The following is a 25009-nucleotide window of genomic DNA, read 5'->3' on the forward strand; positions in this document are numbered from 1 at the left end:
AGACGTGAGATGGGCACCTCGAACGACGCGGTGATCGTCGGTCAAGGGCCGCAGCGCGATTGCAGGGGCGACGCCGGTTGGCTGATGACACATCAGATAGGGATATCCATGGGTGGCTTGAGGGACGACCGCGGCGAGCGGCTGCGTCGACCGGCGGGAATCCGCTCGATGTGGCTGGGTGACACCAAGGTGTCGTACGTGCCGGACGGTGATGTGCGGCTCCGGCCGATGCAGCTGCTCCAGGACACCACGGAGGAGGTGTGGGCCGCGCATCCCGAGTACCTGGACGCCGCCGGCCGCCTGGTGGGGAGCGTCGGTGGTCTGCTGGTGGAGCACGGTGACCGCGCGCTGCTGATCGACGCGGGCTTCGGCCCGCGGGCGTACGAGGCTCCGGACGGCCCGCTCGGCGCGATCCGGGGAGGTGCGCTCCTGCGCAGTCTGGCCGAACTCGGCCGCCGCCCCGAGGACATCGAAGCGGTGGCTTTCACGCACCTCCACTTCGACCACCTCGGCTGGGCCTGCCATCCCGCTCCCGGCGGCGACCGGCCCGTGTTCGGCCACGCCGACTACCTGATCTCCGAGCCGGAGTGGGACCGGCGCGACCTCCTGGAGGCCCAGGGCATGGCCGAGCAGGCCGCGGTCCTCGCGCCGCACGTGCGGACGGTCACGGACGGGCAGGAGGTCTTCCCCGGCGTCCGCGTGCGGGTCACCGCCGGCCACACCGTCGGGCACGCCGAGTACGTGATCACCGGGGGCGGACGGCGTCTGATCGCCTTCGGCGACGCCGTGATCTCGCCGATCCAGATCGACCACCCCGACTGGTCCGCGGCCTTCGACCACGACCCCGCCCTGGCCGCCGACCACCGCCGTCGCCTCGTCGCCGAGCTGGCGGAGCCCGGCACGGTCGGCTTCGGCGTTCACTTCGCCGACGTGGTCTTCGGACACGTCCGGCTGGACGGAGGCGGGCACGATGGAGACGGTCCGGCCTGGCGGCCCCTGGACGCGCCCAGACCCGGAGCGGTCGGGACGACGCCTCGACGAGCCGCGCAGCGTGGACGGTAGCGAACCCCCGCGAGGCGGCGCAGATCAGCGAACAGGCCGAGGTCGGGCTTGACCCCGCCGCCGACAGGTCCGGTCAGCGGTGCCTGCCTGCGACGCGCTCGGACTCGAGTGCAGTCAGAACCGCCGTGGTCACGGTGAGCACGGCGTCCCAGTCCTCCTGGATGAGCTCCGGGAAGTCCTCCAGCAGCTGGTGCGGCAGCGGGCTGCCGAGTGCACCACCCAGGAGCCGTGACAGGCGGAGCCCTGACTGGCGCATGCTCAGACCGGCGTTCCAGCCGCTCTCGTCCTGCTCGGTCGAGACGCCGAGCCGCTCGGCGGCGGCGAGGTTGTCGGGGGTCTCCGATGCGAAGGCCAGGAGCCCGGCCGTCAGGTCCGTGGCGAGCTTCTGCGGTGGCGTTCCAGGGTGGTCGCCCACGGCCGACAGGGCGGCTCGGAACTGGTCCCGTCCGGGATTGGCGACCGCCCGGTCGTTCGTGATCGAGGGTGATCCCAGTGCCGAGAGCACCAGTTTGGCCACCCGGAGGGCGCACTCCCACTCCTGCTGGGGCAGGCCCGGCCACCGCTGTTGCACCTGTTCCGGAACGTCGAGGCCGTCCGCGAGCCAGAGGACGTCCACCAGGCGCACGTCGTAGTCCTTCAGGCAGAGTCCGAGATTCCGTCGCCCGTACGGGTCCTCTTCGACCGAGACGGCGAGTTGTCCGGCCGCCGCGGCGACGGCGGCCTTGTCCTGGCCGAAGGCGAGCAGTCCCGCCACCACCTGGGCAGCGAGTTGCTCGACGCCGGACTCCCAGCGCTCACCGAGACCGAACAGGGCGGCCCGGAAGCGGGACCGCGCGCTCTGCTGCATCACCGTGTGCATTCTCCTCGGAACACCGTGGCGAGGCCATCACCGCGGTCACGTCGTCCGCATGGCCGTCCTTCGCTGCCGGGTTCAGGAGCGGGCGTGCCGAAGGTCGGTGGCGGCGTCGGCTGTGGACGTGCGCGAGGCCAGGGGCCGTACGTCGGGGCGGGGGAGTGAGGTGGCCCGGTGTACCAGCAGGTCGCGCAGGGCGTGTTCGGCGGCGGGGTCGGCCGGGGTGACCACGGTCAGGGTCTGGTCGCCGTCCTGGAGGGTGGCCAGCATGTCGTAGCGGACGGTCAGCGGGCCGACCACCGGGTGGTGCAGGCGCTTGGTGCCGTGGGCGCGCTGCCGCACCGTGTGGTCGTCCCACCAGCTGCTGAACTCGGCACTCTCCGCGCGGAGTTCGTCGATCACCTGGCGCAGTCTCGGGTCGCCCGGGTGCCGGGCCCGGTTGGCCCGCAGCTGGCCGACGGTCTCGCGGGCGACCCGTGTCCAGTCCAGCTGCATCGCCCGTACCCGTTCCACCAGGAACAGCATCCGGGCGCTGTTGGCCGCCTCGCCGGTGCCGAAGTCCTCGCCGAAGAGCGCGGTGGCGGCGGCGTTGTGCGCCAGGACGTCGAAGCGGAAGTCGGTGAGGTACGCGGGCAGCAGCGGCATCCCGTCCAGCAGGACCCGCATCGAGTCCGCGACCGGCAGCGAGGTCCCGGCGCCGACCGGGGACCTGCCGCCGGCGATCAGGTGCAGGTGCCGGCGTTCGGCCGGGGACAGCCGCAGCGCCCCGGCGAGCGCGTCGAGCACCGCGGCTCCTGGCGTGCCGACCCGGCCCTGTTCGAGCCGGATGTACCAGTCGATGCTGACCGCGGCGAGCTGGGCGACCTCCTGGCGCCGCAGCCCCGGGGTACGGCGCCGGTCCGTCTCCGGGAGCCCGACGTCCTGCGGCCCGAGGCGGGCGCGCACCGCGCGCAGGAACCGGCCCAGCTCGGCGCGCTGCGGTGCCGGGCGGCCGGGTGCCGGTCGGCGGGGTGTCGTTCGGTGTTCCACGTCGTCCATCCTCCGGGATCGCCGTGCGATGTCCAGCGCCGGGCCTGGTACCCCGCGTACCAGCATCGGGAGAGCCTTCCCCGGCCGCCCGGTGCCCGGTGATCGTGGAGACCGAGCAACCCGTTCGAGGAGGACACGATGACCAGCACCACCCGAGCCGCAGCCGCAGCCGCAGTCTCAGCCGCGGCCGATGCCGCTCCCGCCACCACCGGCCCGGCCGACCCCGTGGACCCCGTGGAGACCGACGCCTTCGGCTACCGTCCCGTCCGGCGCGGGGTCCCGGAGGGCGTCGCGCGGTTCACCGTGACCAGCCCGGACTTCGACGCCGACGGCACCCTGCCGGACGACGCCTGGGCCGACGCGTTCGGCTGCACCGGCCCCAACCGGCAGTTCGAGCTGGCCTGGAGCGGGGCGCCGGAGGGCACCAGGAGCTACGCCGTCACCATGTTCGACCCGGACGCGCCCACCGGCGCCGGGTTCTGGCACTGGCTGGTCTGGGACCTCCCCGCCGACAGCACGGGCCTGGGCCGGACGCTCCCGGCCGGCGCGGTCGCGGGGACCAACGAGGCCGGCCGGACCGGCTACCTGGGCCCGTGCCCGCCGGTCGGTGACGTCCTGCACCACTACGAGGTCTCGGTGTACGCACTGGACGTGCCCGGCCTGCACCTGCCGGCCGGTACCCCGCCGACCGTCGCCGCCTTCACGATGTCGGGCCACATCATCGCCCGCGCCCGGCTGACCGGTACGGCCCGGCGCTGACCGGACGGGGGTGCCCCGGGCACCCCCACCCCGGCCGGCCCCCGCGGACGACGGTGCGCCTGGACGGACGGCGGCCGGTTCAGACGCTGTGCGCCGGCAGGGTGGTACGGGCCGTCGCGCGGGCGGCGGTACGGGCCGTGGCGCGCACGGGCTTGGTGCTGCGCAGCTCCAGCAGCTTCTGGTGGAGCTGCTCGGCGTCGGGGAGTTGGAGGTTCTGGAAGAGCAGCCGGGCCTGTTCCCAGGCGTCGCGGGCGGACTCCGGGTCGCGGGCGGCGCGGTGGGTCTCGCCGAGACGGGTGAGGGTGTCGGCCTGGTGCAGGACGTGCCGGTCGCGGCGGAACAGGTCGAGCGCCCGGTGGTAGCACTCGATGGCCTGCCGGTGGTGGCCGAGGTGGTGGTGGGCGTGGCCCAGGCTGTCCAGGCTGGTGGCCTCGAAGTCCTCGGTGTCCAGGCCGTGGTGGAGCTCCAGGGTCTGCCGGCAGGAGTCCAGGGCCTGGCGGTGGTTGCCGAGCCGGGCGTGGATGCAGCCGATGGCGTTGAGGACGCCGGCCTGGCCGCGGCGCTCGCCGGACGCGCGGTACAGCGGCAGCGCCTGGCGGGCCTGGTCGAGCGCCGCCCGGTAGCGGCCCTGGCGGTCCAGCAGGAGGGCGAGTCCGTGCCGTGCGTTGGCCTCGCCGAGCGGGTCGTCGAGACATCGGTAGAGCTCGATGGCGAGGTCGAGGTGGGTACGGGCGTTGGGATAGGCCCGTACCAGCAGCGACAGGTGGGCCAACTGGCGGTGTGCGCGGGCCTCTTCGGCCAGGTCGCCGAGGCGCCGGGCGGCGGCCAGGGCGCTGGTCCGGACCGCCCGGTAGTCGTGCCACTGCCCGCGGTGCTCCAGGAAGACCCCGAGCGGCCGGGCGAGTTGGCAGACCTCGGCCGCCATGCCGCGGGTCTCGGCCTGGGCGAGCGCGGCCAGCAGCACCCGGTGCTCGGTGCTGAACCAGTACCAGGCCTGCTGGCTGTCGGCGAGGGTCTCCGGCAGGACGCCGGGGCCCGGCGGGGACAGCGGCAACTGCTCCCGGGCGGGGGCCAGTAAGCGGGCGGCGGGGTAGGCGGTGTGCAGGTAGTGGTCGAGGGTGCGGCGGGCGACCCGGTGCTGCTCCGCCGGGGTGTCGTGGACGCCGGACTGCTCGGCGGCGTAGGCCCGCAGCAGGTCGTGGCAGGTGTAGCGGCCGGGGGAGGACTCGGTCAGCAGGCAGGCCCGGGCGAGCTCGTCCAGGGCGGTGCGGGCCTGCTCGCGGGTGACGGCGGCGAGGCTGGCCGCGGCCGGCACGGTGATGTACGGCCCGGGGTGCAGGCCGAGGAAGCGGAACATCCGGGCGGTGGCCGGGGCGAGGGTCCGGTACGACCAGGAGAACACGGCGCGGGCGTTCGAGGTCACGTCGCCGGTGTCGAGGGCGGCCAGCCGGTTGTGGTCCTGCCGCAGCTGGGCGGCGAACACGGCGAGCGAGAAGGCGGGTTGGGCGGCCGCGTTGGCCGCGGTGATGTTGAGGGCCAGCGGCAGCCGGGCGCACAGGTCGATCAGCTCCCCGACGCTGGCCGGCTCGGCGGTGACCCGCCGCGTGCCCAGCCGGCGGGCGAGCAGGTCGCGGGCCTCCTGCTGGGTGAGCAGGTCCAGGGTGAGGCTGTGGGCGCCGTCGCGGGCGACCAGGCCGGCGAGCTGGCTGCGGCTGGTGACCAGGACCATGGAACCGGCGGAGCCGGGCAGCAGCGGGCGGACCTGCTCGGGGTCGCAGGCGTTGTCGAGCACCACCAGCATCCGCCGGCCGGCCATCAGGCTGCGGTACAGCCCGGTCTGCGCCTCGTGGCCGGCCGGGATCTGCGCGGCCGGTACCCCGAGGGCGTCGAGGAACCCGCGGATCGCGGTCCCGGCGGGTACCGGGGTGCCGGTCGGGTCGAAGCCGCGGAGGTCGACGTAGAGCTGGCCGTCGGGGAAGTTCCCGGCCGCCCGGTGGGCCCAGTGCACGACCAGGGCGGTCTTGCCGATCCCCGCGGTGCCGCCGATCGCGGCGACCACCATCGAGCGGCCCGCCTGCCCGGCCAGGGCGCTCAGTTCGTCGAGCTGTCCGGTGCGACCGGTGAAGTGCACCAGATCGTGGGGGAGTTGGGCGGGGACGGGCATCCGGGTGGCGGGGGCGGCGGTGGGCGGTGCGGGTGCGGGCGGTGGCGGGGCGGGTACGGGGGTCGGGGCGGCGGCGCCGGGCGGCGCGGGTACGGGCGGCAGCAGGGCGGGGTCCGCGTTCAGGATGCGCCGGTGCATGGCGTGCAGTCCGGGGCCGGGGTCGACGCCGAGCTCGGCCCGCAGCAGCCGTTCGGTCTCGCGCAGCACGCTGAGCGCCTCGGCCTGTCTGCCCGCGCCGTAGAGCGCGTGCATCTGGAGTTCGCGCAGTTGCTCGCGCAGCGGGTGCTCGGTGACGAGGGCGGCGAGTTCGGCGGCGGCGTGGTCGTACCGGCCGAGGGCGACGGCGCAGGCGAGGCGTTCCTCCTGGGCGCTCAGCCGCAGCTCGTTCAGCCGGGCGCGCTGGGCGTCGGCGTACGGGCCGGGGACGCCCGCGAGTGCGGTGCCGGTCCACAGGGCGAGGCCCTCGGCGTACTGCCCGACCGCCCGGGCCGGGTTGCCGCCGGTGCGCGCCGCGCGTCCCTGGGAGACCAGGTGGCCGAAGCGGGTCAGGTCGCAGCGCCGGGGCCCGGCCTCCAGGACGTACCCGCCGCCGACGGACCTGATGTGGCCGCTCCCGGCGCGGCCCAGGACCAGCCGGAGCCGGTAGATGTAGGTGCGCACCAGCCGGGTCGACGTCGCGGGGGCGGTGTCCCCCCAGACGTCGTCGACCAGGCCGTCCAGGGTGACGTGCGCGCCCTTGCGCAGCAGCAGTGCGGCCAGGACCGCCCGCTGCTGGGGCTGTCCGAGGTCCAGCTCGGTGTCCCCCCGCCAGGCCCGTACCGGGCCCAGAACCGCGAATCGTACGTCTTCGTCGTGCATGCCGCACCCCCAGTCCAGCGCCCCCCACGCCGCCCCCGCTGGCACGGTCTGCCCTGGCTGCCTGACGTGGTCGGGTGAGACGCAGTATCCGACAGACCGGATCATAAATACATGAATATGAACAAAATATGTAACACCGGTGCGGGCGGGTGCGGCACTCCCGACAGGACGTACCCAGCCCTACCGGAACGCACCCTCCCGCGGAGGTCAGGCACCGCATCGTTGACATTTGTCATCACCCGCCGGTGACGGGCCATCACTACCCCGGTCCACCACCGGAAGGGGAGCATGGCGGTCATGGGAACGACAGCGGCAGTACTGACCGCCGAGGGACTCCGGTACCGCTACGGGGAGACCGTCGCACTGGACGGAGTGGACCTCGGGGTGGACCCGGGCGAGTGCGTCGCCCTCCTCGGGCCGAACGGCGCGGGCAAGTCGACCCTGGTCACCCTCGCCGTCGGCCTGCTGACCCCGCAACAGGGCACCGTCCGCATCCTGGGCGGCGACCCGCGCCGCGCGGCGACCCGCCGACGCCTCGGCGTGGCCCAGCAGACGCTCGGCTTCCCGAACACCCTCACTGTCCACGAGCTGGTCACCGGCGCCGCCGTACGCGGCGGACTGCGCGCGGCCGCCGCCGGCCCGGTCCTGGACGAGCTCGGCCTGACCGACCTGCGACGCAGGCGGGTCGCCAAGCTCTCCGGCGGCCAGAAGCAGCGGGTACAGCTGGCGATGGCGCTGGTCACCGAACCCGCCCTGCTGGTGCTCGACGAACCGACGGTCGGTCTGGACACCGTGGCCCGCCGCCACTTCTGGCAGATCCTGGCCAGGCGCCGGGAGCAGGGCACCGCGGTCCTGGTCACCACCCACCTGATCGAGGAGTCCGCCGCGGTCGCCGACCGCGTGGTGGTACTCGACCGCGGCCGGGTCCTCGCGGACGCACCGCCCGACGACCTCGTCGCGCGGCTGCCGGACCGCACCGTCACCGTCCGGACCGGCCTCGACCGTTCCGAACTGGAGCAACTACCGGGAGTACTGTCGGTGACCCCTGAGCACGGACTGTCGCGCATCCAGACCCGCTCACCCGAGGACCTGCTGCGCGTCCTGCTCGACCGCGACCCGGACCTGTCCGAACTGCGGGTCCAGGACGCCGGACTGGAGGAGGCGGTGCTCGCGCTGACGGACCGCGCGGAGGCCGGCCCGGATGCCACCGGCGCGGACGCCGGCTACGACCGGGACGGTTCCCGGCGGGCGGAGGTGACCGGATGAACGCCGGGCTGACGGTACGGGTGTTCGGCGTCGAACTGCGCGACGAACTGCGCGCGATCGTCCGGGAACCCACCTCCCTGTTCTTCAGCATCCTGATGCCGGTCGGCTTCTTCGTCCTGTTCAACCTGCTGTACGGGCACGACACCACCCAGGGGATCTCGGCCGGCACCGCCATGGTCGCCACCTTCGGCACCTACGGCGTCATCACCGTGGCCGCGCTGCAGCCGGGCATCGGCGTCGCCCAGGACCGCGACCTCGGCTGGCTGCGGATGAAACGGGTCTCCGCCGTGCCGATCGGCATCAGCCTCGGCGCCAAGGCGATGGCCGCACTGCTGTACGGGGTCGGCGTACTGGTGCTGATGGGGGTGGCGGCCGCCGCCTTCGGCACCCTGCACGCCTCGGTGTGGGCGCTGCTGCGGGTCGCGCTGGTACTGCTGCTGGGCACCGTCCCGTTCACCCTGATCAGCGTCGCCGTCGGGCTGCGGTTTCGCACCAACGCGACGATCGCCCTGCTCAACGCGCTGCTCTTCCCGCTCGCGGTGCTCTCCGGCCTGTGGATCCCGATCCAGTTCCTGCCCCACGTGATGCGGCAGATCGCCAGGTTCCTCCCCACCTACCATCTCGCGCAGCTCGGACTCTCCCAACTCGGCCACGGCCCGGTCCTGCTCCACGTCCTCGCCCTGCTGCTCACCACGCTGGCATCGGCGGGGGTGGCCACGATGGCCTATCGTCATGCCCGGATATGAGTACCGACCATGAGATGAGCACCCGTCAGGAACCCGCCCCCGGGTCCGTCGCCGCCAGGCTGCGGACCTGGGAGTGGGTGTACCTGGGCTACCTGCTCTTCGTGCTGGTGCAGCCCTACTTCGCCCCCGAGGGGTCGTGGTGGGAGTGGCCGCTGGCCGGCGGGGTGTGCGTGGCGACGATCGCACTGTACGGCGCGAAACTGCTGCGCGGCCCGGCCACCGGGCACGTCTGGACGGCGATCGTGCCGCTGACCGTGATCGGCGCACTGGCCACACCGTTCAACACCAACGCGAGCCTGGTGTTCGTCTACGCGGCCGCCGTCGCGGGCGACACCCTGCCCTGGCGCGACGCCAGACTGTGGTTCACCGGCCTGACCGTGCTCAACACCCTGGCCGCGCTGGTCTCCTGGGTACCGATGCCGTACCGGCTGTGGGGCTTCGTGTCGGCGTCGGTGCTGATCTGGGTGATCGGCCTGCTGGAGCTCAAACAGCGCGACCGCCAGCAGGAGTTGGAGAACCAGCGGCTGCGCACCGCGCAGGTCGAACTGCTCGCGACCCTCGCCGAACGCGAACGGATCGCCCGGGACCTGCACGACCTGCTCGGCCACTCACTCACCGCCGTGGTGATGCGCGCCCAGCTGACCAAGGAACTCGTCCTGGCCGACCCGCAGCGGGCCCGCGCGGAGGCCGAGGAGATCGAACGCAACGCCCGCGAGGCGCTGGCCGCGGTGCGCAGCACCGTCACCGGCTGGCGGCAGACCAGCATCCGCGCCGAACTGGAGGCCGCCCGCCGGGCGCTCGCCGGGACCGGCGTCCGGCTGCGGGTCGACTACGACGACGGGCTGATCCTGGTCGCGGCCGCCGAGCACGAACTCGGCCTGGTGCTGCGGGAGGCCGTCACCAACGTGGCCCGGCACGCCCGGGCCTCCACCTGCCGGATCGGGCTGGGACTGGACGCGGACGAGGAAAGGGTGCGCCTGGTGATCGCGGACGACGGGATCGGCGGCACGGCCCCGGAAGGTACCGGACTGACCGGGGTGCGGGAACGGATCGCCAAGCTCGGCGGCGCCGTGCAGCGCACCGGCTCCGCCGGCACCACCCTCACCATCACGGTGCCGCGACAGGCGGCGGCCCGGTGATCCGGGTGGTGCTGGCCGAGGACCAGAGCATGGTGCTGGGCGCGTTCGCGGCGCTGCTCGACCTGCAGCCGGACATCACGGTGGTGGCGACCGCGACCAACGGCGACGACGCGCTGGCGGCGGTCCGCGCCCACCGTCCCGACGTGCTGGTGACCGACATCGAGATGCCCGGCCGCACCGGCCTGGAGCTGGCCGCCGAGCTGAACACCCTCGGCGACCCCACCCGGGTGCTGATCGTGACCACCTTCGCCCGCAGCGGCTACCTGCGGCGCGCGGTCGACGCCGGGGTGGCCGGCTACGTGCTCAAGGACGCGCCGATCGGGGAGCTGGCGGGTGCCCTGCGCCGGGTCCACGCGGGCGAACGGGTGGTCGCGCCGGAGCTGGCGGTGGCCGCCTGGGACGCGGCCGACCCGCTGACCGAGCGGGAGCGCGAACTGCTCCGCGCGGTCGCGGACGGCGCCAGCAACGTCGAGATCGCGGCCCGCCTCTTCCTCGCCGAGGGCACGGTCCGCAACTACCTGTCCAGCGCGATGGCCAAACTCGGCGCCCGCAACCGCACCGAGGCGGCCCGCACGGCACTGACCCGCGGCTGGCTGTAGCGGCCGGCGGCGATCCCGTCGACGGCGGGGTTGCCCGGGGTCGGGGCAGCCCCGCGGGGGTGCGGTCGCCGTCGGGGTGCGGTCGCCGTCGGTCCTGGCCGAAAATCGATGCCACCGAGGCCAGAAATACCACAGTCGGGTGCACCGTAAACGGAACGGAGTATTCGGCTGCGAAGTTCGGCTGTCGGGATCTCCCCGGTCGGAACGCCCCAAATGCTGACATGGCTCAGAAATGCGATATCCCCCCGTGCGGTGCAAGCGCGCGCATTTGCTGGTGCGGTCAGGAACTCCCTTGATGGTCCGTCGGTGGCGATGCTAAGGTCATTTCGCCGACGAGCTATTGGCGTTGCTTTCGGTTTCTTTTTCGGAATGCTTTGCCGAAGAGGGGGAAATTATGATCGATACGTTGCGTGGAAAGGCCCGGATCCTCGGATCCGTGTTCGCTGCCACCGGGCTGGCAGCCGCCTCCCTGATCGGAGCGGCCACGTCCGCCTCGGCGGCGTCCTACGACCCGTCCGCGGACCGCTCGCTCACCCGGCTGACCGCCCAGGCCGGCGTCAAGAGCATCGCCGGCGCCCAGCTCTCGAGTGCCCAGCTCTCCGGCGTCCAGTGGCAGAACGTCAACAGCGGCAAGTGCCTCGTCACGCAGGGGTTCGGCGACAGCAGCGCCTTCCAGTACAACTGCGCGGGGCTGGCGGACCAGCAGTGGAACCTCGTCCCGGACTCCTCCGGCCAGTTCTTCCAGCTGCGGAACGTCAACAGCGGCAAGTGCCTCGTGACCCAGGGGACCGGCGACAGCGGCGCCTTCCAGTACGCGTGCCTCTCGTTCGCGGACCAGTTCTGGGCGGTGTACGTCAATTCCTCCGGCCAGTACAAGTTCCAGAACGCGAACAGCGGTAAGTGCCTCGTCGTTCAGGGGGGTGCCAACAACAGCCCCGTGTTCCAGTACCAGTGCCTGGACTTCCGGGACCAGCTGTGGTGGTAGTGCGTGACGGCGAGGTGCGGCGCGGTCTCCGGTCGGGTGCCGGAGAAACATGCTTGATCCATCGGGAGGGGAATTTCATGATGATGACGAACAAGCGGGTCGGCCTTCTGGCGGCAATCTTCGCCGCATCGGCGGTGTTCGTGCCGGCCGCCACGGCCTCGGCCGCGGTTGTCACGCCCAAGAGCGTGATCAACCCGCCCGGCCACTACGGGCTCTCCAACCTCAACAGCGGCAAGTGCCTGGTGGTCCTGGCGAGCGGCGCCTACGGCTCCCGCGCCACGCAGACCACCTGCGGCAACTTCAAGGACCAGAGCTGGCACCTCAACACCAGCGGAACGCCGGCCGAGATCCGCAACGACTACAGCAACCAGTGCCTCACCGCCCAGGGCACCGCGGACGGTGCGCCGGTGTTCCAGTACACCTGCACAGGGCTGAACGACCAGAAGTGGTACGCCTACCACATCACGAGTGACAGCACCTGGTACGTCAACTACAACAGCAACAAGTGCCTCGTGGTCCAGGGGACGGCCGAGGGCAGCGCCGCCTTCCAGTACACCTGCGGCTACTTCAAGGACCAGTACTGGGCCTTCTGACAGGCGAAGGTGGGTGAGGGCCCGGTCTTGGGAGACCGGGCCCTCACTCACCTTTCTCAATCATCGTGCGAGTGGATGTCAGATCTTCCAGGCCCACGGGAGCTCGTGCGGCACTTCCCGGTCTGTCCCGTAGCTGACCGTGCGGCGGGCCGCCCTGGCAGATTCGGCGGTATGTCCGAGGAGGTTCGAGATGTGACAGCGGCCCGGGTGGCCAGTCCTTTCCGCGAGGACGAACCGCTTCCCGCTGTGGCGCCGACCGATGCCGGCCATCCCCCCTACGAGTACGTCACCCTCTATCCCGACGTGGCGGAGGCCGGCTCGGTGCAGAACGCGCTCCAGACGGCGGCCGATCGTGCGGGCCGTGAGCTCGTGGTCGAGCTGACGTCCTCACCGGGCCGGCGCCATGTGGCCGCCAGGGCGGAGGCCGACGGCCGCTCGGCGAACGTCCTGACGGCCCGCGGCGTGCGCAGCTTCAGCGTCGACTGCTGGGCGCGCGGCGTCCCCATGGCCTCGGGCGGCACGCAGGACCTGTCCGAGGCCGCCGGGGCGATGCACTCCTGGCACCGGGGATCCGCGGTGCGCGATCACGTTGCGCAGCGGCCCTTCCCGCAGACCTGGGAGTTGGCCGAGGCGCACGAACGCGGCGAGGCCGTGCCGGCCCGGTGGAAGATGATGCACCAGGTCGCCGAGACGTACGCCGAACGCCGGCAGGACCCCGACTGGCGGGCCCTCGTCGAGGCCGCCTTCGCGGAACCGCGCCTGCGGGCCCTGTCGCCGGGCAAGGCCATGTCCTGCCTGACCTTCAGCCGCCGGGCCGCGCCGCCCATCTGCCACGACCTCCCGAGGACCAGGCGCCCGGCAACGGCCGCTTCGAGGTGACGTTCGCCGACGGCCGCGTACAGGAAGCGGACGGTGCGGCGGCGGCCGTCGCGGTGGTGCTGGACGGCCTGCTTGACGACGCCGTCCCGCTGCCGCCGGGCCCGTGACGCTCGGCGGGGCGGAGCCGCGCCCCTTCCCGGCCGCTCAGTCGTGGCCCGGCAGGGCGTACTGCAGGTCGTGCAGGGGACGCCCCGTGCCGTGCCAGATGGAGAGGGCGTAGACGCTGATCGGGTAGTGGACCCAGCGCGGGGGTGCCCAGACCGTGCCGCGGACGGTGGTGCCCTGGCCGGTCGCGTCGAGGCTGGAGGGGACGTCGCCGGCCTCGACGAGCAGGTCCCAGCCGCGGCGCGGGACGGCGAACTCGGCCTCCTTGAGCTCGCCGCGCAGGCTGGCGCGCAGGATGGTGGTCGCCGCGAGGTCGACCGTCAGCGCGCCGTCGACCAGCACCCGGTCGATCGGGTGCCCGTCGGCGGCCAGCCGGTCGCAGAGCCAGTCCGTCGCCGCGCCGAGCAGCTTGGCGGCCGCCTGCTCGGTGGAGACGGCGCGGCACAGCAGCGCCTGGAAGTGCACCTCCTCGGGCACCACGACCTGGTCCCCGATCACGGTCCTCAGCAGCCCCATGTCCACGTCGGCCGGCTCCCGGTAGCCCACCTCGATGTTGCGGGCGACGGCGCGCAGGAACGGGTCGGCGCAGTCCTCGGTCAGGAACGTCCACAGCCGCGCGCACAGTTCGACCATCCGGACGCCGGTCGTCTCGTGCAGGACGCGCAGGGCGCAGCGCAGCAGGATCTTCTGGAACAGCGTCATGGCGACGCGGAACTCCATGCCGCGCACCCACTCGTCGGTGGTCATGCACTCGTGCCCGACCACGACGTCGGCGACCAGCTCCGGGTTGGTGATGTCGCCGGGCATCCAGCGGGTGGTCAGCTGGTGCTTGTCCTTGAAGGACTCCCGGGAGTACTCGGTGTTGTTGAGCAGCAGCAGCGGGTAGATCACCGGGGAGCCGCCGGCGGTCAGCACCTCCTCGATCCCGTCGAGGTAGGTGGCGTAGGTCTCGCCGGGCAGGCCCCAGATCAGGTCGGTGTAGGTGGGGACGTCGAGGGCGCGGAAGCGGGAGAGCAGCCGGCGGTAGTGGTCGGTGCGGATGTTGGCCCGGTTGGCGATCTTCAGGACGTTGGCGTCGAAGGACTGCGCGGAGAGCGTGATGGCGCCGGTCAGTTCGGCGGAGTGGAGCATGGAGGCGATCTCCACGATCCGGTCGTTGCCGTTCTTCGCCCAGTTGGTGCTGATGATCAGCCGCTTGTCGTAGCGCCGGCTGAGTTCGACGATGTGCTTGGCGATCTCCCGGTCGCGGGCGATGATGCCGAAGTTGGCGTCCGCGATGAACAGCGTCGCGTCGGTGGGCATCAGCCGGATCAGCCGGTCCAGTTCGGCGAAGATCCGGTCCAGTTCGAACTGGCGGACCTTGGAGTTGGTGGCGCCGCCCCAGTAGCAGAACGCGCACTTGTAGGGGCAGCCGCGGTTGGTCTCGTACACGATCATCGAGGAGCCGGTGATCTCCTCGTCCGAGTAGACCGGCGTGAGGATCGGCGAGACGATCTGCTCCAGGTCGGTGATCCGGTCCGCGTCCGCGTTGGTGACGACCGCCCCCTCGGACCAGTAGCTGATGCCGGGGATGGTGGCCAGGTCGCCGCCGTCGAGGAAGCAGTGCAGCAGGTCGCGGAAGCGCAACTCGCCCTCGCCGTGCACCAGGACGTCCACCCACGGTGCCTCGGCGAACACCGGGTCCTGCTGGTAGCTGACGTCGTTGCCGCCGAGCACCACCCGGCAGGCGGGCCAGCGCTCCTTCACCCGGCGGGCCAGCTCCATGGACTGGGCGCGGTTCCAGAAGAAGACGGTCAGCGCGACGACGAACGGCTCGTCCCAGGACTCGAGCAGCTCCTTCATGGCCTGCTCGCCGCCGCTCTGCTCGCGCACGCTGATGTGGAACTCGCAGCTCGCGTCGAGGACCGGGTCGGCGACCGAGGTCGCCTTCAGGTAGCCGAGGGTGACGCTGTAGCGGACGCCGTGCATCGCGGTGAACTCGACCAGGTGCACCGGCTTGCGCCCGGCCGGCCCGGCGGACGGCGGGGCCGACTGCCCGAGGGGAGCGGTGTCGGGGACGGTGACGTGGACCGGGTCCATCGTGGAGGTCATGGCTACACATCCGTACCGAGTCGGGTGAGGTGGACATTCCGCCGTGGCATCCCGCACCGGTCTCCGCCGGACGGATCGCGCCTTCGGCCGCCGTGGTGGCGCCGGCCCGCACATTTCCCGCGCCGGAGCCCCCGCCCGTGGGCCGGCAGCGGATACACACGGTCGCAGTGCCGACCGGCGTCGTCAATAACGCGCGCTTTGTATCGTAAGTATTCCCGGGGATACCGGCGCTGACCTGACGTCTTTTCGGCGGCGATCCCCCGGTGCGAAGGATATTGACGCGTCCGGTGGCCCGATGTAGCGTCAGCCGCGAATCAGCCGGTCCTTCACCGGCCCCGGACGGGGGCGATGAATAGCGCGGGCGTCGATTCGGAGAATTCCTCGGATATCCGGTTGCTAGGGGAGTGGTATCGGTGCGCTTCGGGCTTTCCTTTCTTCCTGACTGCACGCCGGAGACGAAACTCCCGCACACCTATTTCAGCGACGCGCTGGAGCTGTCGGTCCGGGCGGAGCTGGGCGGCCTGGACTCGGTCAAGATGACCGAGCACTACCTCCACCACTACGGCGGCTACTGCCCGAGCCCGCTCGGCTTCCTGTCCGCGGTGGCCGCCCGCACCAGCACGGTCCGGCTGATCACCGGCTGTGTGCTGCCGGTCTTCCACCACCCGGTCCAACTGGCCGCGGAGGCCGCGCAGCTGGACGCGATCAGCGGCGGCCGCCTGGACGTCGGCTTCGCCCGCGCCTACCTGCCCGACGAGTTCGACACGCTGGGCGTGGACATGGACGAGAGCGTCGACCGGTTCCGCGAGACCATCCGGGCGGTGCGGCGGATCTGGACCGAGGAGAAGGTCACCGAGTCCACCCCGTTCTTCGCCTACCGCGACGTCACCGGCCTGCCGCGGCCCACCCAGCAGCCGCACCCGCCGATCTGGGGCGCCGCGGTCCGCACCCCGGAGAGCTTCTCCTGGCTGGGCACCGAGGGCCACGGGCTGCTGATCACCCCGATGATCTCCCCGCACGAGTTCCGCGACCACCTGACCCTCTACCGCGACGCGTTCGCCGCCGCGCACGGCGGCTCGGGGCTGCGCCCGCGGGTCGCGGCCAGCCTGCCGCTGGTGGTCGCCGACACCGACGCGCACGCCGAGGAGATCGCCGAAACGTACCTGCGGCGGTACCTGGACGTGTGGGCGGAGGCCGTCAGCGCCTGGGACCGCCGGGAGTCCTCGGCCTACCGCGGCTATTCCGGATTCGGCTGGATGCTGCGCGGCCTCAAACCCGAGAAGCTTTTCACCGAAGGCGGCGCGATCGTCGGTTCGCCGGCCACGGTCGTCGACCGGATCCGCGCCTTCAACGACCACATCGGCGGTGTCGACCAGATCCTCTGGCAGATCGATTTCGGAGCGATGCCGCTCGCCGAGGCTGGGCAGACCTTGCAGCTCTTCTGCGACAAGGTGCTGCCCGTAGTGAAATCACTGTGACAAATTCTGTCACCCGGAAAGGGAATGGAGGTGTAAAGACATGGAGGGTTTCGACGACCTGGTGCTGGATGACGGCGCCTTCGAGCTCGTGGACCTGGGTGAGGTTGTGCCCGCTTCGGTGACGGCCGGCTACGGCCTGACCGAGCTGTCCGCCTCGGGCGGCGCCAGCAGCTGCTGCTGCTGCTGCCCGTGCTGCTCCTGCACCTGATCGGTGCCGGTGCTCCGTCAGATACGCAGATCGAGCGAGGAATGGGGGTGTGAAGACATGGAGGGTTTCGACGACCTGGTGCTGGATGACGGCGCCTTCGAGCTCGTGGACCTGGGTGAGGTTGTGCCCGCTTCGGTGACGGCCGGCTACGGCCTGACCGAGCTGTCCGCCTCGGGCGGTGCCAGCAGCTGCTGCTGCTGCTGCCCGTGCTGCTCCTGCACCTGATCCGGGTGCTGATCCTTCCGGCACTTGTGCTCTAGCCGGTGCGTGTTCGGGGACCGGGTGGCTCTCGGTCCTCCTCCTGGCCCGTCATCAGTCTCGCGTCAAGAAGCGGTGGTCATGGAAGTCAATCTGGAGCGGATCCGGCCGCGTCTGCGCGGGGACGTCTACGTCATGCGGGTGCCCGAGGGCGCCTACATCCGCAGCAACCTCGGCGGGTCGATGCTCAAGGGCGCGTCGACCTACGAGTGGATCCAGCGGATCGCCCCGATGCTGGACGGCACCCGGACCCTCGGCGAACTGTGCGCCGCCGTACCGGAGTCCAGCCGCGCCTCGCTGGCCAAGCTGACGATGCTGCTGCTCGGCAAGGGGTACGTCAAGAACGTCCTGGACGACCGCCCGCACACGCTGTCCGCCGACCTGGCCACCACCTACGCGGCGAACATCGCCTTCATCGAGTACTTCGTCGACTCGCCGGAACTGCGCTTCCAGTCCTACCGCGACAGCGCACTCGTGCTGACCGGCTCCGGCCCGCTGCTGCAGGCCCTGGTCAACTCCGAGCTGCGCTCCGGTGTGCGGGCCTGCGTGCTGGCGCCGTTCGGCGAGTCGCCCCTCGACCGCGAGCGGGTCGCCGAACACCTCGCCGCAGCACGGGAGCAGGACCCCGAGCAGCGCCTCGGCCACCTGGACCTCGACGCGGCTGAGAGCGGCCACCTCGACCGGCTCGCGGCCGGCGCCGCCATGGTGCTGCACGTCGCGGACCGCCCCATGATCGGGCGCGCGCTGGCCCTGCCGCACGCCGCGAAGGCCGCCGGCGCCGCGTCCGCCCAGGTGGTCACGGTCGGTGACGAGGCCTGGATCGGGCCGGTGACCGGCGCGGACGGCGACGCCACCGCCTGGGAGTCCGCCTGGCGGCGGCTGCGCGCCCTGACGCCGGAGCTCGACGGCGCGGACCTGCGCGACCACCCCGAGCTCGCGCCCAGCGAGTTCCTGCGCGGCCCGACCGTCGCCCTGGTCGCCAACCAGCTGTGCTTCGCGGCGTTCCGCCACCTCACCGGCATCGGCCAGGGCACCGGCGCCGGGACCGAGCAGCGCCCCGGCGACGCCGACCAGCTGGTCCGGTTCGACCTGGAGACGCTCGAGACGGCGACCCACGCCTTCCTGCCCCACCCGCTGGCGCGGCCCGCCCGCACCGACGACCCGGCCCGCCTCGCCCGGCTGGCCGCCGCCGCGCCGGTGGACGACGAGGAGCTCGGCCGGCGCGCCGTCGACTGCGTCGACCCGCGCACCGGCGTCTTCGCCGAGATCACCGAACGCGACCACGAGCAGCTGCCGCTGTTCGTCAGCGAGGTCCTGGTGTCCGACCCGGTCGGCCTGGCCGGCGGCCCGTTCCCGGTGTTCGGCTGCGGCGAGAACGTCGTCGAGTCGCGGCAGCGCGCGGTGCGCCGTGCCTTCGAGCGCTACGCCGCCGTGATGCACGACGCGCGTACGGGCGAGCGCCTGCCCGGCGTGGACGTGCTGACCGGCGAGCCGGTCGCGGTCGACGCCGCGGCGGTCTTCCCCGCGCCGGCCGCCGCCTCGGGCGACGACTGGCCGGCGGCGGTCCGCGCGGCGGTGGTCGCGGCGGCCAACGGGACCGTCGGTGCGGCGCTGTCGGCCGCGACCGGCCCGCTGCCCCGGCTGGACCTGGCGGTTGTGGAGCTGACCCCGCGGGCGGCGCGCTACCGGAAGCTGCTGGAGATCGTCGAGCAGCCGGTCGAGGTACACGACCTGACCGCGCTGATCGGACTGCCCACCTTCGCGTTCACCGGCCCCAAGGCGACCGTCGCGTACGTCAGCGACCTGGCCCCCGCCCCCGCGCTGGAGCGGGGACTGGAGCTGGTCCTGCTCGCCTACCAGGCCCAGGCCACCGACCAGCCCGCGTACGCGCCGGCGCCGGTGCCCGAGCTGCCCGCCACCCTGCGCGGCGGACCGGCGGCTGCGGCGCTCCCGGCGCCGGTGGCCCTGGAGGACCTGGTGGCGCGGCTGACGCGCGAGGGCGGCCGGGTCGTCGCGGTGCCGCTCGACCACGACCCCGTCGTCGCCCGGCTGTGTCCGTTCGTGGCACAGGCCGTGGTCGTCCATGACTGACCGTCCCCAGGTCAGGCACGAGCCCGACCAGGTGGTCGTCGGACCGTGGCCGCCCGGCTGCCCGACCTGCCTGCACACCCGGCGCACCGCGGCGGCCACCCCGGAGCGCGCCGCCGAACTGGCCGCCGAGGTGCCGAAGGACCGCGAACTGCCGAGCTTCCTCGCCGACACCGTCGCCGCACTGGCCGGCCCCGGACCGGGCGCCGAGAGCTTCCGGACCGTGGACACCGCGACGCTGGCGCTGGCCCGGCACACGTACCTCACCGACCCGCACTGTCCGGCCTGTTCGACCGTCGTCACCGACAGCGCGGACGGAGCGCGGATCGTCCGCGAGCCGCGGACCAAGCTGTCGCCGGAGTCCAGCCGGGTTCGCCTGCTGGACCACGCCGGGCTCGACGGGCGCTACGTGGACCCGCAGAGCGGCCTGATCCCTTCGGTGGCTTCGTACACGCAGCACGCGTTCCCGTTCACCGAGGCCGTGCTCGCGGTGCCCGGCGTCTCCACCGAGGCCTCCGGCTACGGCCGCACCCGCGACTTCGGGTCCGCGCGGGCCGTCGCGGTGGCGGAGTCGCTGGAGCGGCTCGCCGCGTACCGGCCGGGCCGGCGCACCGCCGTCCGGGCCGGGTACGCGCAGGTGGCCGCCGACGCGATCGACCCGCGCACCCTCGGCCTGTACCCCGCCGACCGGTTCCGCATCCCGGGCTTCCACTACCGGGAGTTCACCGAGGACGCGGAGGCGAACTGGGTGTGGGGCTGGTCCTTCGGGCAGGGCCGGCCGGTGCTGGTGCCGGAGAGCTTCGTCTACTACCGGCTGCCGCGGGCGGCCGGCGGCGAACCGTCCTTCGCCTGCGAGATCTCCAGCGGCTGCGCGCTCGGCGGCTGCTACGAGGAGGCGGTACTGCACGGCGTCCTCGAAGTCGCCGAGCGCGACGCCTTCCTGATGGCCTGGTACGGGCGCACCCCGCTGCCCGAGATCGACCTGGCCACCGTGCCCGACCGGCGGATCCCGCTGGTCGCCGAGCGCATCGAACGGCAGGGCTACCGGGTGCACGTCTTCGACAGCACCCGTGAGCACGGCATCCCCTCGTTCTGGACCCTCGCCGAGGACGTCACCGGCACCGGGCGGCCCCGGGCCGTGTCGACCGGCGGCAGCGGACTGCGGGCGGACGAGGCGGTGCTCGCCGCGCTGCACGAACTCAGCCAGACCGTCGAGTACGTGACACTGCTGGCGCTCGACCCCGGCTGGCGCGAGCGGGCCCGGCACCTGGCCGGCCACCCCGACGAGGTCGAGTCGATGGCCGACCACCTGCTGTGCGCGGCCGACCCGGACAGCTTCGACCGCTACTCCTTCCTGCTCGACGCTCCGGAGACCTCGACCTGGCAGCAGGGCCTCGAACGCCGGCCCTGGCCGCGGCACACCGACATCGGTGCGGACCTCGACGAGGCCGTCCGGCGCTTCGCCGCAGCCGGCATGGACGTCGTCGCCGTCGACACCACCTCCACGGAACAGGCCTCGGGAGGCTTCACATGCGTCAAGGTGATAGCACCGGGCTCGGTGCCGATGACCTTCGGACACACCGCCCGGCGGGTGACCGGCCTGCCCCGGCTGGCCGAGGTGCGCAACCCGCACCCGCACCCCTTCCCGTGAGCGGGCCGCCGCAGGGCCGGGCGGGGAGCGGCGTCGGCCGCGAGTTCTTCCGGGTCACCCTGGAGGACCTGGCCGAGGCGATGGAGACCCGGCAGTCCGAGTACGGGAACCCGGACGAGCCGCTGAAGTTCAAGATCTACCGGGGCCGGCCGCGCCGCCCGCTGACCGTCCGCACACCGCGCGAGCCGAGCCCGGTCGACACCTTCGACGACACGGCGCTGTCCACCCTGCTGCGCTACGGATACGGCATCTCCCGCCAGGAGTTCGACACCAACGGCACCTGGCCCTACCACCGGATGGTCGCCTCCGCGCGCTGCCTGTTCGGCGTCCAGCTGTACGTCGGCCTGCCCGCCGGCGTGTACCACTACGACGCACCGCACCACGCGCTGGTGCTGCTGCGCGAGGGCGACCACCGGGAACTGCTGCTCCACGCGACCGGAACCGCGACCGGGGACGCGACCGGGGACGCACTGCCGGAGGCCGTGTTCGTGCTCTCCGGCCTGTTCGCCAAGACCGCGTACATCTACCGGGACTACGCCTACCGGCTGTGCACCCAGGAGGCCGGGCTGCTGACCGGCAACCTCGACCTGGTGGCCCGGGCGATGGGCCTCACGGTGCACGTGCACCACCAGTTCCTGGACGAGCCGGTGCACCGGCTGCTCGGCCTCGACCCCGACGAGGAACCGGCCCTGCTGGTCCTGCCGCTGCACCTCGGCGCAGCCGGACCCCGACGCGTCCGGACCGGGACGACGGCCGCGGAACTGGCCGCGGGCCTCGACCCGATCGCGCCGACCGTGCTGCCCGGCGGACTGAAGGTCGCCCAGGCCTGCCCGACCCTGACCGAGGTCAACCGCGCCTCGCTGCGCACCGACACCGCGGCCTTCGCCGCCGCCGAACCGGCGCCGCCCGCCCGGTCCGCGGCCCCGCCGCTGCCCCGGCCCCCGCACGCCGCGCCCGAACTGCCGCTGGCCGCCGTGCTGCGCTCCCGCGACTCCGGGCCCGGCATCTTCCGGCCGGTCCCGGCCCGGGTCGACGGGAACGAACTGTGGGCGCGGCTCGCCGAGACCCGCAACGGCGTCGTCAGCGACGCCGTCCCGCCCGGCGCGCCGGTCCCGCTGGAGATCTACCTGACGGTCGGTGACCTCACCGGGATCCCGGCGGGCGCCTACCGGCTCGACCACGCCACCGGCGCCCTCCACCCGGTCCGCACCACGGACGGAGCCCAGGGAGCGGACGCCGTCGCCGCGATCGAACGGGTCACCATCCCCGGACCGGTCTTCCGGCACATGAGCGCCGTCGTGCACCTGGTCGGCGACCGCGACTGGGCCTTCGACACTTTCGGCGACCGCGGCTACCGGGTGATCAACCAGGAGGCCGGGCTGCTCGCGCACCGGATCTGCGTCGCCGCCGCCGCGCAGGGCCTGTCCGGACGGATCGTCAACGCCTACCACGCCGAAGGGGTCCGCAAGGCCCTCGGCCTCACCGAGCAGCGCCACACCCCGGTCTTCCAGATCCTGCTGGCCAGGACCGGCCCCGGCGGCCGCGTGATCGTACCCGTCGAGCCCGAGGCGGTGGACCGCTGATGGACACCCTGGAACAGACCCCCGTCCCCCCGGCCCGGTACGCACCCGGCCCCGCCGCCGTGGTCCGCCTCGCCGGCAGCCCGGTCGAGGTGCTGGACGGGCTGCGCTGCGCCCGCAGCTGGGCCACCGCGGGCGAGCTGGTCCGGCTGCGCGCCGCGATCGCCGACGCCACCGGCGGCCTGTCGCAGCTGCTGCACGCCGCGGTCGGCGCCGCGGGCGGCGGCGAGACGAAGGCCGCACTGGTCGCGGTCCGCCGCGCCGTGCACCGCGGCCGCCGCATCGACCCGGAGCGGCTCGCCGAGCTGCCCGCCGAGCTGGCCGCCCCGCTGCGCGCCTGGACGGCGCTGCTCGCCGAACGCGACCGCCTCCTCACCGCCCTGCCGGACCAGCTCGAACAGGACTGGGCCGACAGCTACCGCGCGCTGCACGACGCGGCCCGCCTGCCCGCGTTTCAGCTCGGCCTGGTGCACGCCAACCCGGACGCGTTCCTGGCCCTGCACAAGTGGTTCGCCACCGGGCGGGCCCCGCAGCGCCAGACCGTGCTGCGCCTCGCCCAGTACCTCGCCCGTTCCGCAGCCAAGACCAGCCCGTACTCCACCTTCACCAGCAGCGGTCTGGCCGCCTGGGGCAGCGCCACGGACGCCGTCGACCTGTCCGAACGGCTGGCCCGGGGGCAGGCCGCCGCGGCGACCGGCACCGAGATCAGCATCGGGACGCTGCACCGCATCGCCCGCGCCGTCGGGGAGCGCCCGGACGTCGTCGGCGGCTGCCGGCTGCGGATCAACCCGAGCGCCACCGTCGCCGGGGACGCCCTGGTCTTCCTCGGCCGCCGCCCGGTCGAGCACGTCCACAGCCTCGCGCTCACCCCGACCCTGCGCCGGGTGCTGGAACTGACCGCGGGCCGGATCACCCTCGACGAGCTGCGCGCGGCCCTGCAGGCCCAGGCGGCCGACGCCCGCCAGGTCGACGTGTTCCTGCGCCGACTGGTCACCCTCGGCGTCCTGGAGCTGGTCCCGCCGCTCGCCGACCAGGCCCCGGACCCGCTGTCCGACCTGCGGGCCTGGCTGCACCGGCTGGGCCGGCCCGGCCTGGAACGGCTGGACTGGACCCTGCACGGGCTGCAGGAGGCGCTGTCGAGCTACCCCACGATCGGCTCGCCCGGCGACCGGGTCGCCGTCCGCGACGCCGTGATCCGCGGCCTGGAGACCGCGCTGCGCGAGGCGGGCGACCACGCGTACCTCAACAACCCGAAACTGGCGAAGGAGTTCGCCCGCTACAGCTTCTACGAGAACGCCGTCCACCCGGGCACCACCGCCGTCCTCGACCGGGAACGCTGGCAGCCGCTGCTGGACGACCTCGACGCGGTGCGCACCCTGCTCGGCCTGATCGGACCGGACCTGCCCGCCAAGCTGACCCTCGGTGAGCTGCTCGAACGCCGCTACCCGGACGGGGCCGAGGTCCCGCTGATGGTGTTCTACCGCGACGCGCTCGCCGAACAGCAGGCCGGCCCGGCCGCCGCCGGACGGGACCGCGCGAGCGAGGCACTGGGCGAGCTGTACCGGCTGCGCGCCGCCGTCAAGACGCTGCTGGGCGAGCGGGCACCCGACCCGGACGGCGTGGTCCGGGTCGACCCCGAGGAGGTGCGCACGCTGGCCAAGGAGTGGCCGGCCTGGGTGCGCACCCCCACCTCGGTCGCGGTGTACTGCCAGCTCGCCGCCGCCGCGCACGGCGAGGAACTGGTGGTCAACACCGTCAGCTGCGGCTTCGGCCGCGGCCGCAACCGGGTCCGGCAGATCCTGGACGGGCTGGACCTGCGCGAGGACCAGCCCGCCGAGCCCGGCCCGGCCACCGGCCGCGACCATGCGCTCTTCGCCGAGTTCGAGGCGGTCGCCAGGTCCGCGGTCAACGTCCGCAAGCCCGGCGTCGCACTGGTCGTCGACTACCCCGGCGTACGCAGCCTGCGCGCCGACGAGGCCCTGCTGCCCGTCAACGACCTCTCCGTGCGGCGCGGCGCCGACGGCCTGCCCGAGCTGGTCTCACGGCGCCTCGGCCGACCGATCCGCCCGGTTCACCCCGGCCTCGGCGACCGGCTGCTGCCGCCCGCCGCACGCTTCATGGTCGAGGCGTTCGGCGAGTCCACCACCTGGTTCGGCCCGCACACCGAACTGCGGATGACCTCCGACCCGCGCGCCGACCACGGTGTACGCCACCTGCCCCGGCTGATGGTCGGCAAGGTGGTGCTGCGCCGCGCCATGTGGATGACCCGCGCCGACCGGCTGCCCCGGCGCACCGACGCCACCAGCGACGCGGCCTGGCTGCTGCGGATGGCCGGCTGGCTCGCCGAACACGGCATCCCCGAGCGGTGCTTCGTCACCGTCCTGGACCCCGCCGCCCTCGCCCAGGGCGGCACCGGCCAGGGGCCCAGCAACGACATCAAGCCCAACTACGTGGATTTCGCGAGCATGCTGCTGCTGCTCGGACTGGAACGCCGGCTCACCGAGCCGCATGCGATCGTGCAGATCAGCGAGATGGTGCCGGACCCCGGCCGGATCCGCGGCGAGCGCGTCGCCGAGTACATCGTGGAACTCAACGAGCCCGGAGTCACCTATGTCTGA

At 72.9% G+C, this 25009-nt stretch carries 20 protein-coding genes; 16 read left to right on the plus strand and 4 right to left on the minus strand.

The window, feature by feature from the left end:
• Nucleotides 1–108 precede the first annotated feature (108 nt).
• Nucleotides 109–1062 carry an MBL fold metallo-hydrolase gene (locus AC2TEW_RS05240; protein WP_484622118.1) on the plus strand — a complete coding sequence of 318 codons (954 nt, stop codon included), beginning with the start codon at nt 109–111 and terminating at the stop codon, nt 1060–1062.
• A gap of 73 nt (nt 1063–1135) precedes the next feature.
• On the opposite strand, the gene AC2TEW_RS05245 is transcribed toward AC2TEW_RS05240, so the two are convergent.
• Together AC2TEW_RS05245 and AC2TEW_RS05250 are read right to left on the minus strand one after the other, a co-directional pair.
• The gene (locus tag AC2TEW_RS05245) at nt 1136–1912 is read right to left on the minus strand and encodes a hypothetical protein (RefSeq protein ID WP_484622119.1); all 777 of its coding nucleotides are present in this window, start codon (nt 1910–1912) and stop codon (nt 1136–1138) included.
• Nucleotides 1913–1993: 81 nt separating this feature from the next.
• A complete protein-coding gene (locus AC2TEW_RS05250; RefSeq protein ID WP_484622120.1) occupies nt 1994–2944 on the minus strand; it encodes a helix-turn-helix transcriptional regulator in 951 nt (316 codons plus the stop codon).
• A gap of 138 nt (nt 2945–3082) precedes the next feature.
• Between AC2TEW_RS05250 and AC2TEW_RS05255 the strand changes: the two genes are divergently transcribed.
• Entirely contained in the window at nt 3083–3703 is a 621-nt protein-coding gene (locus AC2TEW_RS05255) for a YbhB/YbcL family Raf kinase inhibitor-like protein (RefSeq protein WP_484622121.1), read from the plus strand.
• A 79-nt stretch (nt 3704–3782) separates the two neighbouring features.
• On the opposite strand, the gene AC2TEW_RS05260 is transcribed toward AC2TEW_RS05255, so the two are convergent.
• Nucleotides 3783–6725, minus strand: coding sequence for an AfsR/SARP family transcriptional regulator (locus AC2TEW_RS05260; protein WP_484622122.1), 2943 nt, complete (start codon nt 6723–6725; stop codon nt 3783–3785).
• A 297-nt stretch (nt 6726–7022) separates the two neighbouring features.
• Between AC2TEW_RS05260 and AC2TEW_RS05265 the strand changes: the two genes are divergently transcribed.
• The 7 genes from AC2TEW_RS05265 (at nt 7023) to AC2TEW_RS05295 (ending at nt 12932) form a co-directional block, all read left to right on the plus strand.
• Nucleotides 7023–7991, plus strand: coding sequence for an ABC transporter ATP-binding protein (locus tag AC2TEW_RS05265; RefSeq protein WP_484622123.1), 969 nt, complete (start codon nt 7023–7025; stop codon nt 7989–7991).
• The gene (locus AC2TEW_RS05270) at nt 7988–8737 is read left to right on the plus strand and encodes an ABC transporter permease (RefSeq protein ID WP_484622124.1); all 750 of its coding nucleotides are present in this window, start codon (nt 7988–7990) and stop codon (nt 8735–8737) included. Before AC2TEW_RS05265 ends, AC2TEW_RS05270 begins: the two co-directional genes overlap by 4 nt.
• A gap of 14 nt (nt 8738–8751) precedes the next feature.
• Complete coding sequence (locus tag AC2TEW_RS05275) at nt 8752–9876, plus strand: sensor histidine kinase (protein WP_484622125.1); 1125 nt, start codon at nt 8752–8754, stop codon at nt 9874–9876.
• 29 nt (nt 9877–9905) lie between these two features.
• Nucleotides 9906–10475 (plus strand): response regulator, encoded by a 570-nt coding sequence (locus AC2TEW_RS05280; protein WP_484622394.1) that lies wholly within the window; start codon nt 9906–9908, stop codon nt 10473–10475.
• A 436-nt stretch (nt 10476–10911) separates the two neighbouring features.
• The gene (locus tag AC2TEW_RS05285) at nt 10912–11460 is read left to right on the plus strand and encodes an RICIN domain-containing protein (RefSeq protein ID WP_484622126.1); all 549 of its coding nucleotides are present in this window, start codon (nt 10912–10914) and stop codon (nt 11458–11460) included.
• A 77-nt stretch (nt 11461–11537) separates the two neighbouring features.
• Entirely contained in the window at nt 11538–12053 is a 516-nt protein-coding gene (locus AC2TEW_RS05290) for an RICIN domain-containing protein (protein ID WP_484622127.1), read from the plus strand.
• A gap of 171 nt (nt 12054–12224) precedes the next feature.
• Entirely contained in the window at nt 12225–12932 is a 708-nt protein-coding gene (locus tag AC2TEW_RS05295) for a DUF6193 family natural product biosynthesis protein (protein ID WP_484622128.1), read from the plus strand.
• Nucleotides 12933–13076: 144 nt separating this feature from the next.
• Here the strand turns inward: AC2TEW_RS05295 and AC2TEW_RS05300 are convergent, their stop codons facing one another.
• On the minus strand, nt 13077–15128 hold the full coding sequence (locus AC2TEW_RS05300; RefSeq protein WP_484622129.1) for a radical SAM protein: 2052 nt from the start codon (nt 15126–15128) through the stop codon (nt 13077–13079).
• Nucleotides 15129–15541: 413 nt separating this feature from the next.
• Here AC2TEW_RS05300 and AC2TEW_RS05305 point away from each other — a divergent pair, with 413 nt between their 5' ends.
• From AC2TEW_RS05305 to AC2TEW_RS05335, 7 genes are all read left to right on the plus strand, one after another.
• Complete coding sequence (locus AC2TEW_RS05305; protein WP_484622130.1) at nt 15542–16606, plus strand: LLM class flavin-dependent oxidoreductase; 1065 nt, start codon at nt 15542–15544, stop codon at nt 16604–16606.
• 40 nt (nt 16607–16646) lie between these two features.
• Nucleotides 16647–16814: a thiomuracin/GE37468 family thiazolyl RiPP peptide gene (locus tag AC2TEW_RS05310; RefSeq protein WP_149038406.1), complete on the plus strand. Its 168-nt coding sequence runs from the start codon at nt 16647–16649 to the stop codon at nt 16812–16814.
• A 57-nt stretch (nt 16815–16871) separates the two neighbouring features.
• A complete protein-coding gene (locus AC2TEW_RS05315) occupies nt 16872–17039 on the plus strand; it encodes a thiomuracin/GE37468 family thiazolyl RiPP peptide (protein WP_149038406.1) in 168 nt (55 codons plus the stop codon).
• Nucleotides 17040–17153: 114 nt separating this feature from the next.
• Nucleotides 17154–19163 (plus strand): hypothetical protein, encoded by a 2010-nt coding sequence (locus AC2TEW_RS05320; protein ID WP_484622131.1) that lies wholly within the window; start codon nt 17154–17156, stop codon nt 19161–19163.
• A complete protein-coding gene (locus tag AC2TEW_RS05325; protein WP_484622132.1) occupies nt 19156–20811 on the plus strand; it encodes a TOMM precursor leader peptide-binding protein in 1656 nt (551 codons plus the stop codon). Before AC2TEW_RS05320 ends, AC2TEW_RS05325 begins: the two co-directional genes overlap by 8 nt.
• Nucleotides 20808–22394, plus strand: coding sequence for a SagB family peptide dehydrogenase (locus AC2TEW_RS05330; RefSeq protein ID WP_484622133.1), 1587 nt, complete (start codon nt 20808–20810; stop codon nt 22392–22394). Before AC2TEW_RS05325 ends, AC2TEW_RS05330 begins: the two co-directional genes overlap by 4 nt.
• Nucleotides 22394–25009, plus strand: coding sequence for a lantibiotic dehydratase (locus AC2TEW_RS05335; protein ID WP_484622134.1), 2616 nt, complete (start codon nt 22394–22396; stop codon nt 25007–25009). The genes AC2TEW_RS05330 and AC2TEW_RS05335 overlap by 1 nt, the downstream gene beginning before the upstream one ends.

It is taken from the genome of Kitasatospora sp. NEAU-CNBT7 (assembly GCF_057220535.1).